The sequence below is a fragment of the Maritimibacter sp. DP1N21-5 genome, from assembly GCF_019218295.1.
Lineage (GTDB): Bacteria > Pseudomonadota > Alphaproteobacteria > Rhodobacterales > Rhodobacteraceae > Maritimibacter.
The window spans coordinates 481,257-493,969 of record NZ_JAHUZF010000003.1 but is presented as its reverse complement, the minus strand read 5'-3'; the positions used below and the strand labels follow the sequence as shown (position 1 = coordinate 493,969).

At 64.8% G+C, this 12,713-nt stretch carries 19 protein-coding genes; 5 read left to right on the top strand and 14 right to left on the bottom strand.

Annotated elements, in window-relative coordinates:
* Nucleotides 1-10: 10 nt before the first annotated feature.
* The 12 genes from KJP29_RS04295 to KJP29_RS04240 form a co-directional block, all read right to left on the bottom strand.
* On the bottom strand, nt 11-691 hold the full coding sequence (locus tag KJP29_RS04295; RefSeq protein WP_218462312.1) for an HK97 family phage prohead protease: 681 nt from the start codon (nt 689-691) through the stop codon (nt 11-13).
* A complete protein-coding gene (locus tag KJP29_RS04290) occupies nt 681-1,907 on the bottom strand; it encodes a phage portal protein (protein WP_255553421.1) in 1,227 nt (408 codons plus the stop codon). Before KJP29_RS04290 ends, KJP29_RS04295 begins: the two co-directional genes overlap by 11 nt.
* 3 nt (nt 1,908-1,910) lie before the next feature.
* Nucleotides 1,911-3,632, bottom strand: coding sequence for a terminase large subunit (locus KJP29_RS04285; protein ID WP_255553420.1), 1,722 nt, complete (start codon nt 3,630-3,632; stop codon nt 1,911-1,913).
* Complete coding sequence (locus tag KJP29_RS04280; RefSeq protein WP_218462311.1) at nt 3,620-4,141, bottom strand: resolvase; 522 nt, start codon at nt 4,139-4,141, stop codon at nt 3,620-3,622. The genes KJP29_RS04285 and KJP29_RS04280 overlap by 13 nt, the downstream gene beginning before the upstream one ends.
* 74 nt (nt 4,142-4,215) lie before the next feature.
* The gene (locus KJP29_RS04275) at nt 4,216-4,569 is read right to left on the bottom strand and encodes an HNH endonuclease (protein ID WP_218462310.1); all 354 of its coding nucleotides are present in this window, start codon (nt 4,567-4,569) and stop codon (nt 4,216-4,218) included.
* Between the two features lie 117 nt (nt 4,570-4,686).
* On the bottom strand, nt 4,687-5,340 hold the full coding sequence (locus KJP29_RS04270) for a hypothetical protein (RefSeq protein ID WP_218462309.1): 654 nt from the start codon (nt 5,338-5,340) through the stop codon (nt 4,687-4,689).
* A gap of 35 nt (nt 5,341-5,375) precedes the next feature.
* Nucleotides 5,376-6,005: a hypothetical protein gene (locus KJP29_RS04265; protein WP_218462308.1), complete on the bottom strand. Its 630-nt coding sequence runs from the start codon at nt 6,003-6,005 to the stop codon at nt 5,376-5,378.
* A 15-nt stretch (nt 6,006-6,020) separates the two neighbouring features.
* A complete protein-coding gene (locus KJP29_RS04260) occupies nt 6,021-6,719 on the bottom strand; it encodes a helix-turn-helix domain-containing protein (protein WP_218462307.1) in 699 nt (232 codons plus the stop codon).
* Nucleotides 6,720-6,912: 193 nt separating this feature from the next.
* Complete coding sequence (locus tag KJP29_RS04255) at nt 6,913-7,314, bottom strand: helix-turn-helix domain-containing protein (RefSeq protein WP_218462306.1); 402 nt, start codon at nt 7,312-7,314, stop codon at nt 6,913-6,915.
* Nucleotides 7,307-8,062 carry a hypothetical protein gene (locus KJP29_RS04250; RefSeq protein ID WP_218462305.1) on the bottom strand — a complete coding sequence of 252 codons (756 nt, stop codon included), beginning with the start codon at nt 8,060-8,062 and terminating at the stop codon, nt 7,307-7,309. Before KJP29_RS04250 ends, KJP29_RS04255 begins: the two co-directional genes overlap by 8 nt.
* Nucleotides 8,055-8,774, bottom strand: a complete 720-nt coding sequence (locus KJP29_RS04245) for a helix-turn-helix domain-containing protein (RefSeq protein ID WP_218462304.1) — start codon at nt 8,772-8,774, stop codon at nt 8,055-8,057. Before KJP29_RS04245 ends, KJP29_RS04250 begins: the two co-directional genes overlap by 8 nt.
* 133 nt (nt 8,775-8,907) lie before the next feature.
* Nucleotides 8,908-9,339, bottom strand: coding sequence for a hypothetical protein (locus KJP29_RS04240; protein ID WP_218462303.1), 432 nt, complete (start codon nt 9,337-9,339; stop codon nt 8,908-8,910).
* A 225-nt stretch (nt 9,340-9,564) separates the two neighbouring features.
* On the opposite strand from KJP29_RS04240, the gene KJP29_RS04235 reads away from it, so the two are divergent.
* Nucleotides 9,565-10,425: a WYL domain-containing protein gene (locus tag KJP29_RS04235; RefSeq protein ID WP_218462302.1), complete on the top strand. Its 861-nt coding sequence runs from the start codon at nt 9,565-9,567 to the stop codon at nt 10,423-10,425.
* Between the two features lie 14 nt (nt 10,426-10,439).
* Here KJP29_RS04235 and KJP29_RS04230 read toward each other — a convergent pair whose 3' ends face one another.
* Nucleotides 10,440-10,631 (bottom strand): helix-turn-helix transcriptional regulator, encoded by a 192-nt coding sequence (locus KJP29_RS04230; RefSeq protein ID WP_218462301.1) that lies wholly within the window; start codon nt 10,629-10,631, stop codon nt 10,440-10,442.
* A 53-nt stretch (nt 10,632-10,684) separates the two neighbouring features.
* Between KJP29_RS04230 and KJP29_RS04225 the strand changes: the two genes are divergently transcribed.
* Entirely contained in the window at nt 10,685-11,362 is a 678-nt protein-coding gene (locus tag KJP29_RS04225) for a helix-turn-helix domain-containing protein (protein WP_370630828.1), read from the top strand.
* Nucleotides 11,363-11,365: 3 nt separating this feature from the next.
* On the opposite strand, the gene KJP29_RS04220 is transcribed toward KJP29_RS04225, so the two are convergent.
* Nucleotides 11,366-11,710 (bottom strand): hypothetical protein, encoded by a 345-nt coding sequence (locus tag KJP29_RS04220; RefSeq protein WP_255553419.1) that lies wholly within the window; start codon nt 11,708-11,710, stop codon nt 11,366-11,368.
* Between the two features lie 189 nt (nt 11,711-11,899).
* Between KJP29_RS04220 and KJP29_RS04215 the strand changes: the two genes are divergently transcribed.
* The 3 genes from KJP29_RS04215 to KJP29_RS04205 are packed head-to-tail and all read left to right on the top strand — an operon-like array spanning nt 11,900 to nt 12,710.
* Entirely contained in the window at nt 11,900-12,106 is a 207-nt protein-coding gene (locus tag KJP29_RS04215; protein ID WP_218462299.1) for a hypothetical protein, read from the top strand.
* Nucleotides 12,103-12,468: a hypothetical protein gene (locus KJP29_RS04210; RefSeq protein ID WP_218462298.1), complete on the top strand. Its 366-nt coding sequence runs from the start codon at nt 12,103-12,105 to the stop codon at nt 12,466-12,468. Before KJP29_RS04215 ends, KJP29_RS04210 begins: the two co-directional genes overlap by 4 nt.
* Nucleotides 12,465-12,710, top strand: coding sequence for a hypothetical protein (locus KJP29_RS04205; protein ID WP_218462297.1), 246 nt, complete (start codon nt 12,465-12,467; stop codon nt 12,708-12,710). The genes KJP29_RS04210 and KJP29_RS04205 overlap by 4 nt, the downstream gene beginning before the upstream one ends.
* Nucleotides 12,711-12,713 lie beyond the last annotated feature (3 nt).

The following is a 12,713-nucleotide window of genomic DNA, read 5'->3' as shown; positions in this document are numbered from 1 at the left end:
AGGTCGGGCCTCAGCCCATGAGCACCGCCGCGAAACGCGCGAGTGCATCGTCCGCGTCATCGGCAAGATCCCCTTGCCCTTTCAGGTGGAGGCGCGCGGCACGCTCCGCCTGCGCATTCGAAAAGCCCAATCCCTTGAGCCAGGTCTCGAATTGCCGCTCTGTCAGCCGGTCCCCGGCCTTGAGCATTACGGTGAGTTCGTGAACCGCCTTCGCCGCTTTCACGCTGGCGATGGTCGCGTTCTCGTTCGCGGGTGTCGACACGACCGACACCTCGATCAGGTCGAGCTTCTCGAGCGTCCAGACACTGGTCTCGGTGTCGACCGAGTATTCCTTGATCCGGTAGCCGATCGACAGCCCGTCGATGTCGCCATCCTTGAGCAGCGCGAGTGCCTCGGCCCCGCGCCGGACGGCGAGGTTGAGCTTTCCTTTCACGAGGAGCCCGTGGTCGTCTTCGCGCATCTCGGTCCAGCGCCCAATGGGCTCGTGACTGTCGTGCTGCCAGAAGAGCTTCGGCATGGTGCCCTTGGCCCGGTGCTTGTCCAGGCTGTCGGCATAGGCACCGGGGGCAATCACGTCGCCATAGGCGTCGGGTTCCCCACCAAAGGTCGAGGCATAGCCCTCGATCACGCCGGTTTCGTCGTCGAGCGCCTTGATCTCCATGATCGGCGCGGATTTCTGTTCACTGGCCATTCCCTGCCTCCTTGCCCGTATCGGTGATCGGAACGTTCTGCATCTGCATGCGCGGCACCTCGCCGCCTGTGACCGGCTCGAGCCCTTCCAGCGCCCGGACCTCGTTGATCGTCATCCAGCCATTGCGCAGCGCGCGCTCGTAGAACTCCGACCGCGCCTCGCTGTCGGACCGCAACAGCCCCTCGACGTTGAACTTGATCCCGATCCCGCGCGCCCGGTCCGCCGGGGTCAGGAGCTGTCGCTCGAGACCCGTCTCGATCCGCTTGATCCGAACCCGGAGCGTGAAGGTCAGGAAGCCCAGCATCTGCTGTTCGAGCCCTGACCCCCAGCTCGTCGCCTTGTCCGTGTGGCCGACCATATGCGGCGGCACCTGGAAGAACCTGCAGATCTCCTCGACCGAGAAGCGACGCGCTTCGAGCATCTGCGCATCCTCGGGATTGATCATCATCGGCTCCCAGCTCACCCCGCCCTCGAGGATCATCGGCCGCCCGGCGTTGCGCGCACCGAGGTGCCGCTCCACCAGCCTCGTCTCCGCGATCTGGCGTTGCTCGGCCGTCAGGAACTCCTTGAATGTGAGCGCCCCGGACGGCTGCATCCCGTTCTCGAACATCGCCGCCGCCGAGCGGTCGATCTGGCGCGCGAGCCCGAACGAATTGCGCGCGAAGGCGAGCGTCGACAGCCCGCCAAGAGGATGCCCCCCGAACCCCCGCAGGTGGACGATCTCGCGTTCTCCCGCCTGGTGTTGCTTCCCGCGGTCATCGGTCCAGCGATATCCGAGAGCACCGTCCGACGCCCGATAGACCTGCACCTTCCCCGGGTGCAGCGGCTCCAGCCCGATCACCCTGTCGGTCGCGCCCATGATCTTGCGCGCAAAGCCATTGCCCCAGAGCTCGATGGCAAGGGCCTGATGTTCGATGAACTCGAGCGCGGTCTGATCTGCGTTCGGCGCTTCCCGCAAGACGCGAGACAATGGGTGGTCACCCAGGACCTCGCGGCGGCCGTCCGCACCCTTGCGCGTGATCTCGACTGGCAGTGACGCAAGCGTGCCTGCGATCAGGTTCGTGCAGGCCCAGACCGTGGCCAGCGCCATCGCCGAGCTCTCCGTGATCGGTGTTCCGGCCGACGACCCGCTGGCAACACGCCATCCGGTAGGGTCGGTCAGCGACAGTTCAACACGCGGCTGAAGGGCCGACTTGATGCGTGTCCAGATGCCCAAAGGTTACGCCCCCAGCGCTTCGAAGTAACTGTTGATGCCGCCCCCGGCCGCAACCGGGTTCAGGTCCATGAGGATCGCGGCGTTGAAGAGCGCGATCAGCGGGTCGATCTTGCAGGCGCCGGCGCGGGCCTTGTTGATGATCGTGTTGTTGCCCCGGGTCTCGGCCTTCGCGTTCCCGATCGACCAGCGCATGATGCCCTGTCCGCCGTGCCGGAACCGGCCGTCGAGGAAGCGACGCTCGAGCCCCTTGATGGCGCCGTTCAGCTTGTATCCTTGGCCGACGCCATAGAACGCCTCGGGCGAGAACCCCGCGGCCTCGAGCTCATCGAGCAGCGCCGCGACCCCGTGCGGATCGAGGCCCACGAAGCCCGCCTCCGGATAGAGCGCGGCGTCGCGCGGGATCGTGACGAGCTCGGCCATCTGGCGCGCGTGCTCCTCGCTGTCCGGCTCGATGACCAGGTCACCGTCTGCCTCGAACTCCTCGAGGATCGGCGCGATCTCCTTGCGCCGCGTCAGAGCGTCCGGCGACACCCAGGCGCGCCCCCAATGGAGCAGCCGGCGGGTCTTCTTTTCCCGGCCGAGGAAGGCGAGCGCGGAGAGGTCATCCGCGCCGCCCATGTCCCCGCCGACCACCACGACCTCGGATCGCTCCATCAGCGCGTAGAGGTCCGCCAGTCCCGGATCGACCAGCTTCTGCCAATAATCCGCCCCGACCCAGCGCTCCGAGTGCAGCCCGAGACCGATCTCGACGTTCAGATGCTGCGACGCGAAGAGCGCCTCGGCCTCTTTTCCCCTGCCCTGTGCCTTGCGCCATTCGTCCTGCAGGAACTCGATCGACACCGACCGCTCGAGGTTTGGATTGACCATGCCCCAGGTCTTTTCGTCCCGCCACGCTTCGGCCTTCGCCATCTTCTCCGGCAGCTCGTAGAGCACCGCGAGCATCGGAAGCTTCAGCGTGCCGTCCCGCACCTGTCGCGCCGTCGCGAGCTCTGCCTTCCACTGTCCGCGCGGCTCTTCCTTCGACTGCGTCGTGATCTGCAGGAAGAACCCGTCTGGTCGCGAAGCGAGACCGCCGCGCAGCTCGGTGAAGATGTCCGGCGCCTTTGGCTTTGCACCCAGGACGTGGGTCTCGTCGACGAGGACGTATGTCGCCTTTGTGCCCGTCACCACATCGGTGTCGGCCGAGACGATCTTTAGTTCCGCCCCCGTGACGAGATGCTCGATGGTCCGCTTGTGGTCGCGGATCTTGAAAATGCCCCCCTCGCCGAGATCAGCATCGAGGCGGGCATCGGCCTTGATCATGCCCTTCGCCTGGCTGAACGCGGTTTTCGCAACCTCCTGCGTCGGCGCAACGAAGAGCAGCTCCGCCTCAGGTCTTTCGTTCAGGATCGCGGCCGTCACCATGATGCCCGCCGCGATCGTCGTCTTCGTGTTCTTCTTCGGGATGAGCAGGAAGAACTCCCGGATCATCCGCTTCTTGGTGTCCGGATCGTAGGACCCGAACACGACCCGGACGAAGTCGAAGACCCAATCCTCGGCGGTGGCGCCGAAGGTCGGCTTCCCGATCATGTCCGGGATCCGGAGCCGCTTGAACACGGCCACCGCCTTGTCCGCGACCTGCTCGAAGAGCGGCAGCGGCGGGATCAGGGACAGTCCCTGGACAAGCCGGTCCTCCCAGTCGGGAAGCGCCGTGTCCCAGGCGGCCGACCGGATCAGTTCGCCCATTTGCCCGGCGTCAGAAGGTGGTCATCCTCATCGGATACCGCATCGAGCGCCGCCCGACGCGCCGCTTCCTTCTTGCCCACCGCCGCCGGCTTATCGTCCTCGTCCGGCAGATCGTCGGCCATGCGTTTTGCCGCCAGCATTAGGTCGTTTTTCTCGACCAGCTGGAGGAAGTGCTTCATCGCGCCGACGTTGCCTTCCTCCGCCTTCGCGAAGGCGACCTCGAGCTGCCGCGCCATCAGCATGTCGCGCGCGACGAGCCGCACCTGAAGCTCGGGTCTAAAATACCGCTTCAGCGTCGGCACAGAGATCGACTTCCCGGTACGCGGATCCCGGATCACCCCTGCAATCCGCTCGTTGCTCCAACCCATCGCCAGCAACATACTGACTTTCCTCGCGTTTTCGTCCGTCCGCTCGAAGGGCGGCCGACCGCGCGTGCCGAGGACCCGGAAAACCGGGTTCCCGAAGAGATCGACGAGGACCTCCCCGCCCGAATATTCCAGGTCAGCCAAAATTAAACCTCCGAATGGGTGGGGCGCGGGCTAGGGGCTGGAGGGGTCATGGGGTTCTACCCGCCCCCCCTCTGTCAGCCGCCGCGCTCCTGACTTTGCTTCTCGCTGTCGTGCCACGCCTTGGACACGAGCTGCAGGTTGTCGATGTTCCAGAACAGGTCAGGGTCTCCGCGATGCGGAACGATGTGGTCGACGACCGGGCTGTCCGGTGCGTTCTTGCCACCAACGAGCAGCACGCCGGTCTTCTGGCAGACGCCACCATCCCGGACGAAGACCGCCTGCCGCAGGCGGAACCAGCGCGGCGTCGAGTACCAAGCACGCCACGGCGTCACCTTCCGGCGCACGGCATCCCGCGATGCGCCGTGGTCCACGGCGATGCGCGTGCCCAGCTTTGCCACCCGTGAGGGCGGAGCGGTCAGTCGTCCCATCGATGTCCCTGAAACGAGAACGACCGGGGCGGGTGATCCGCTCCGGTCGCACAGGTGTTCTCTGGCACACAGTCAATACATTTCCGAGTTCGGCTGTCAACACCCGCACAGAACGCCTTATTTCCAAGGCATCTTGGGTGGCATGGCGAGCGTCACGTCGAAGCACGAGAGGCCGCGCCCGATTCGCAGGTTGTCTCGCACCTCGGCCAGTGCACCCCAGAAGGCGAGGTATCCACGCCTCGCGGCGCCGATCTGTGACGACGTAGGCGACCACACCACAGGGCAGAACTGGACCGGCTCAACCACCCTGACGCCACGCCGATTGACACGGCGCTGATGAGGCCAGCCAAGGGAGCCGAGGTCTGCCGCATCCGCCACTTTCGATGGACGACCGGGCCCATGGTCCCGCTTACCGGCCGGCCATGCCCTCGGCACTGCACCCACCATGGCGTCCGGCATCATGCCGGCCCGCGCCGCCTCGGCGATGTGCACGGCCATCGAGCGCCCGCCATGGACCACGGGCAGCGCGGCTACGGCAGCGGCAACCACATCGGCGTCCGGGTGCGGCTCCGAACGCCCGCCACCGTCGACCTTGCAGCCGAGCCGGGCCCGCTCGATCATGACGAACTCGGTGCCGAAGCCGGGCCGAGCGCCCGTGATCCGGTCGATCTCATCGAACTCCAGCCGCGCGCACTCGCGCTGGAACGCCCATTGCACAAGCGGCCAGATGCCAGCCTCGACCCGGACGCCGGGACGCGGGCGAGGCAGCACGGTCGCCAGCTGGGCGGTGTCTTTCGGCGCCAGCATCATGCCGCTTCTCCGCCGGTCGCGCTGCCCGCCCGATGCGCAATCCCCGCGTCGATCAGCTCGTCGACGTGACGTGTGAGAGCGAGGTGGTCGGTGAGCCAAGCGCGCTCGCTGGGCAAGATATCGCCGCGCGCCATCGCCTCGTTGGCGCGGGCCTGACGCCGGGCATCATCCTCGGCCGCCGCCGCGATCTCGCGCATGTCGGTCGGGAAGAGCGGGCGCGGGTGCTTGACGAGGAACCGATAGGCCGCGACGTGCAGACCCTGAGACCGGAGCGCCGGACCCTCGACCGAGTGCAGCCACGTCTGGAAGATCGGGTTCGCCGGATCGGGCGGGGACTGGAAGCGATAGGCGAAGTTGCGCAGCGTGACCCAGCCGGGCCAGACGTTCTTGGCCTTGCCGCCCGCCATCATGATCGCCACCTGCCGCAGCCGTTCGAGCGAGTCCTCGGACATGTAGCCGAGGCGGTCCTGCAGCTTGGTCAGGAACTCGCCATGGGCCTTGGCCGTGCCTCTCGGGTCCCGGACCATCCCATCGCGCTCCAAGGGCTCGATCAGGCAGCGCCTGACCCGCTCGCGCCCCGAGATCGCCGCGTTGTCACCGTCGGTCGTGGTCTGCACCTGCGTCATCGTCAGTCCCCTTTCTCAGCCTGTCCAACCGATGTCGTGAAGCTCGCCGTCGGTCAGGAGACCGGCCGCGAGGATGTGCGATCTGACCCAGCCCTGAAGATCGTCGAGCGCATCCCGGCGACCCTCACGGAAGGTCCGCACGGCACGTTCGGCATCGGCGATGACAGCTGGGTTTTCAGAACGCTTCGGAGCGGGTGTTTCGACACCCGTCGCGCCCTTATGGTTTTTATATGGTTTAGCCTTATTATAGGCCCCGGCAAATTTGCTACCCTTTTCCCGCAAATTTGCCACCCTTTCGGACCCCTTAAAGGGTGGCGTATCTGCACCCCTTTTTCCGGCAAATTTGCCACCCTTTAGGGTCACCACTTTCGCCGAGGTCAGGAACCCGTAGTTCGACTTGTTGCGCCGGCCGTTGCCCCGGACCCGGGCGATCCAGTGAGCGTCGCGAAGATCAGCGATCGCGCGGCGCACGGTGTCCTCCGACACGCCGAGGATGTCCGCGAGATCGCCGTTCGAGGGGTCGCACTGGAGCGTGTTGTAGTTCGCGAAGTCGAGCGCGAGGACATGCGCGACCAGCCGCGCGGTCGCGTTGATCGAGGCGTCGCGACGGACGCTCTCGAGCCAGACCCAGCGCGCCCGGTCCCATTCCGCAGCGTCGATCAGACGCAGCCCCTCGGGCGCGGTCATGTCGTCTTGCGGCAATGCCTGTCCCATCCTCTGTCCCGTCTCACGCGCCTCTCCGGGCGCAAATCCTGCTCAGTCCCGCGCGGCATCCCCGCGCGGGCGTTTGGTTGACGAGGCCACCGGGCAAGGTCGAACCCGGCCTTCTCGCCTCCGTGGTTAGGGGTCAAACCATCCCCAGACACTCACGGCTTGTCGCTGCCTTTCCCCGACAGTCAGGGGGACCTTAAGGTGGCTCTGGCCCCGTCCCGGCGCGGACGCTGCGGAAGACCCCGGCCACCATCGGGCCGCGCGAGAACCTGAGGAGCCTCGAGGCCTCGAACCCGTCGAAGAGCTCGCTGATCTCGGCGCAGTAGTCGCCCGAGGCATACATGCGCCGCTCGACCTCGCGCACACCGTGCATCACCGAGGTATGATCCCGCCGCACGAACCGGCCGACCCTCGGATAGGACCAGTCCAGCACGTGCCGCAGGAGATACATCGCCTCCTGCCGCGCCAGGACGAGCGGACGACACCGGTTGGGTCCGAGGATCGCGGCTGGCGAAAGCCCGTGCCGCCGCGCCACCACCGCGACCACGTCGGCCGCTGTCACCATGCCACCTGTCCGGTTTTGGCCATCGTCAGCCATCGATCAGCACCTCCCTGCGTTCGATATGCGCCACGCCGCACGGATCGTCCGGATAGTCGCCGGGCCGGATCAGTGCCTTTGCCCCCGGCGCCACCCAGTGCAGCTCGGGCACCGAGGCGCGCCGCGCCTTGAGCCAGACGAGCCAGAGATAGTCCGCCTGCGTCGTGGGCGTCGCATAGCTGCCCGTGCGCGGGTTCAGGTAGGGTTCGCGCGGATCGCGCAGAACGCCGCGGTGGATCGGGATCCGCTCTGCGAACTGGAGCACCATCGAGGGCGGCCGGCGGTCGAAGATCGAGCGATACCGCTCTTCCCCGGCCAGCACGTTCGTCCGCAGGAACATGGCGACGCCGACATGCGCGACATCGAGCGCACGGGCGATGACGGACTCGCAGACGTTGAAGGGCGGGTTCGTGATGATCCAGTCGACCGATCCTTCCTGCACCCGGCCTGAGAGGAAGTTGCGCTGGACGAACCCGGCGCCATAATCCGCGATGTCCGAGGCGAGAACCGCCCCGAACCGCTCGCAGAGCACCCGCACAAGGTGGCCGCGATTGGCACAGGGCTCCCAGGCCGATGCGCGGCGCAGGTCCTGCCCCATCGCCTGAATACGATCCAGAAGCGCGCGCAGCGCATAGGGCTGCGTCGGGAAATCGTCGAGACTGTCGACAGGCTCGGCCCGCGACGCGCGAAACCCGCTCGACGCGGCCGCCGAAGCGACGGGACCGGGAGAGAGCCGAACGTCAGCCATCGGCAGCCCCCGCAGGCGCCCGGAACGACACACAGGTCAGGGACGCATCCTTGAACACCGTCGCCTCCGACACGCCGAGCCGCCCGGCGATCTCCTTCGCGGTCAGACCCTGGGCCGCCAGTTTGGCGACCTCGACCCGCCGGGCGAGGATCCGCGGCGATGTGCCCGTCCTGCGCCCCGGCTCGCCATGCGGCGCCGTGAGACCGAGCGCTTTGAGGTCGTTGTGCACGATGCGCCGCGACAGGCCGAGCGCCTTGGCCATCTCGGGAACCGTCCGGACCCCGTCACAGAGCGCACGCACCCGATCGCGCCGCACGGCGACCTTGGGATCGGGCTGGAAATGGAACGACGACAGCTTCCGGCTGATCGAGAGGTTGAGCTGGGCCACGTCGCGATACACCATGTTGAGGGTCACGCCCTCGCCCAGCTCGTCGACGATCTCCTGCGCGGTCAGGCCCTTTCGCACCAGATGCGACACCTTCGCGCGCCGAATACGGATGTGTTCGGGCACGTGGGTCTCGCGCCCCAAGTGCTGCGTGCTCGCCTGGACGCGACGCCGGGCGATGGCCGGATCGACATAGACCAGCCGGTTCTTGTCCTTATCCCAGGTAATCCGGTCGTCTTCACCACGCACGCCCACCGGGACGCACTCGACCGGCCCGTCGTAACTCTCGATCGCGTATCGCTCTTCTGCGGTCAGGGCATCGGCCATGGGGCACCTCTTCGAACTGGGAAAACATCGCGCCGGGCGACGGATAGGGAGGAGCCCGTCCGTCGCCCGGTGCTCGCCCCGCCCGTGCGGCCGCACGAACGGAACATCTCGATGAGGGTGCAACCGTCCACGCTCACCCCTCCAAGGCCCTGCGGATCCGCGTCATCGCGCTGATCGCCTCGTCGATCTCTTTGATCGTCGCCGCGCGCCCGTCGGACGTCTCTGCGCCGAGCAGCCCCAGCACCGCCGCGATGGCCTCGCCCGTCTCTTTGGAGATCACGCCGGAGAGCGCGAGCAGGTCTTCGGATTTCGCGACCCCGCCCTGGGCGCGCATGTCCCGGATCAGGAACTCGGTCACCGGGAACTCGCCCGCCGCGGACTGGAGCGCGATCAGATCCGACACCGTGTAATCGAGATCACCCGCCTTCTTCTTGGACAGCGTCCCCTTGCTGACCGAGTGCCCCCAGCGCGCCTCGAGCACGGCGCAGGCCGCATCGAAACCGCCGAGCTTCTCGATCAGCGCAGACATCTGCAGGCGCACGATCGCGCGGGGGTCAACCGACATCGGAAACCTCGATTCCTTGGCCATGGCGATGCGCCATGCCAGCCTGTGAGGGTGAGAAAGGAGCACGCGAGCAGAACCGGTCCGTCACAGGGGCGATCAACCATGGGAATGACCGTAACGGGATCATGCCGTCACCCCCGAAAAGAGAGCTGCAGGCCGGATCGACAAACCCGGCCTGCACCCTCTACGGTCAAGGCGCGAACCAATGGACCAAAGAGGATTTCTATGTTCAGCACATTCAGGACGCTGTTCGAGCGTACGCCGCGCCTTGAAGACCCGTCGCCTCAAATTACGCTGCGCGGCGTCCTTCTGGCCCCCGATGACGATCCCGAACCACCTCAGGGGCCGGAGCGGAAGATCCTCTCGCTCGAACCCTACTACTGGATGATCGAGTATCGCGATTCCAAAGGTCAGGTGACACGACGGCACGTCACCATGCGAACAATCGAAGAATATGACGGAAACCACATCCTGCGGGCTTACTGTCACGAGCGGAAGGCCATGCGCAGCTTTAGAACGGACCGCGTGATCTGTCTCATTGATCAGGACGGAGAGATTGAGGACGCGACCTCTTGGTTCGCAGACATTCTTGAGGACACGGACTTCCAGATAACGACTAAGCCATACTCGGACATCGCGGCCACAAGAAAGTCGGCGGTCCCGGCGGCCCCGAGCATCTCTCCTTACACCGTCTTGAGGCGAGACCTGACGCCGGCGCTGGACATCCTGATCGCAGCAGCGCGGTCTGATGATATTCTCCACGAGGGTGAGATCGACCGAATCCTCCGATATGCAGAAGATGAAGCCTGTGTGATGCGTGACAACGGGAGTCTGCACGGCGACCTTGAAGCTGCCATGTTCGCGAAACTCGAACGAACAATCCGCCGCATTCGTCCAACGCGGGAAGACGTAGATAGGAGCCTTGCGACGCTGGCAAACTGGGAACCGATCCGACTGGGCCGTCTCGCCAACGCTTTGAGGCAGAGCGTCAAGGCAGACGGGCAGATCGACGATATTGAGGCCGCGCTGGTGGAAGAGCTCTGCAGTGCCGGAACTCGTGCACACGGCTTCGGATGGCTGGACTGACAGACACGAGAGCATCAGGCGGCGTCCTCTATCCAAGAGGACGCAGGAACCTCTCCATTTGTTGCCCGTTCAATGGCGAACGCGAGTTCGAGGCTAGGACGCTTCCTGCCGTTTTCCAGAAGAGACAGATATGCGCGGCCGATACCGAGCGCCTCCGCCATAGCAGTTCGGGTCATACCAGATCGCTTGAAGAACTCGGTCAGCATGGCAAAATGTTTTCTATAGGAAAACTATTGCCGTCAAGTCGTTTTGTTTTCTAATGGAAAATGTTTTCACGACGCCTATCGCTTTAGCGCCACCGCCGAACCAACTCTTCCGAATGACAGACAGGCGGCTTCAAATTGGCAGGATACTGCGAAAAAAAGGCATGACGCAGACGCGACTCGCGGAAGCTGTCGGCGTCTCGCGCGGTCACATGAGCCTAATCATCTCTGGCCAGAAAGCTCCCTCTCTATCCCTTCTGGAAAGAGCGGCTGATGCATTAGAGGTCGACATCTCGGCCCTCTACGAAACATCCAGGACTGTGCCCGTCGCGGGACGCGTTGGCGCGGGATCCCGAGTGGAACTCGTTGATGCCTTCCCCCAAGGTGAGGGCTTATTCCGCGTTGCATGCCCAGAAGATCTTCCGTCGCGAGAGGTAGTCGCGGTTGAGGTCGAGGGAGACAGCATGTCCCCGATCATCATGCCAGGTGATATCCTGTTCTTCACACGAAACTTCGTCGGAATTGACGAGAACGCCGTCAATCGCGTTTCGATCTGCGAGACGGAAGACGGAAGAGCATTGGTAAAGCTATTGAGATTTGGTCGGGATGAAGGGGCGTTTGATCTCTTCAGCGCCAACAACCTTCAACCGCCAGAATATGGGGTGAAGCTGCAATGGGCAGCGCCGTTGCGCCGCCACATTGCTCGCCAAGACGTCGTGATCATTCACGAATAAGCCTTAGCTGGCCACACGACACCCCTTACGCGCCTGCTCAAGCTTGATCGCCTGGATGTGCCCTTTTGTCGCGGCAATCTGCGTCTCACGGTCTTGCCCAGACATGCTTGCCAGAGGAAGGCCCAGCAGGAAGACTGCGAAAGCATCACCAGTCGCTGCATCTCGCTGTTGAGCAGATAGATTTTCCAGCGCGATGTCGTACTTGGCGTCCGCCTGGGCCAACTGTGAGCAACTGAAGCCCCGGTACGCATTAGGACCGATATCGATAGCCGCAATTTGGTCGGGCTGCTTTGCGCACGCCGCAGCGAGCAAGAGTGCCATCACACTCAGAGTAGACTTAGTTTTCATTACTGTCCCCTTCGTTTCAAAGGCGTTCAGACTTCCCTTGATCGCGTTAGCATTCAAGCGGAAACAAAGGATCACTTAGGTATGGAAAACCATACCCTCTCCGGAATGTTTTCTATAAGAAAACAAACCCATTGACGCAGATGTTTTCTCATAGCAAACATAACTCCCATCACCCCGATGGAGGTTCCCATGCCGCACCACCCCACCGATCACCCCCGCTTCCGCGACCAGGTCGACGTCGCGCGGATGATCGTCACTTCGCCGCTGGGCACATGGCCCGGCACGACGCGCGACCTCGCGCTCCGCGTCGTCCGCTCGCACCCGGCCGAGAACGTCATCCCTTTTCCCCGCAAGGCGCCGACGGCCGTCGCCGTGATCGAGGGAGGCCGCGCATGATCCCCCCGCGCGCCAGGAACTTCCCGCAACAGCTCGCCATGGTCATGTGCGGCGGCACCGAAGCCGATGCCGTGGACCTGATCACCACGGAGGCAATCGAGACCGGCGGCGTCTTCGCCCTCGGAGACGAGGTCCGCATCGAGCTGCACGACATCGTCGGATCCGGCGCATCGGTCTCCGAGGCCGTCGCCGCTTGGCTGCGCGCCGCAACGCTCCAGATCGCCGAGGCGACGCTCCGCGCCGTCGAAACTGATCAAGGTCAGCGCGAGGCCGCCCACACCATCCTGCGCCTCTCGACCTCCGCCTCATGGCGCGCGGCGGCGCAGGACATCCTCGACCAGCTCAACGGGAGAGCCGCATGAGCACCGACGAGGAAACCCGCCACAAGCTGTCCGAGGCGATCCACGACCTTCTGGCCGGCCAGCCGCTGGAGCCCGCGATCCTCGCATCGGCCGACGCGCTCTGGAACTGCATCGCCTACGTCCACCACGCGTCCGGCCATGACGTGAGCGAGGCGCTCGCCTTCGTGGATCGGCTCGCCGTGAGCATGAAGGCCTCCATCGAAACCCATTGGGGCATGATCGATGCCCAGCAGATCAACTGACCG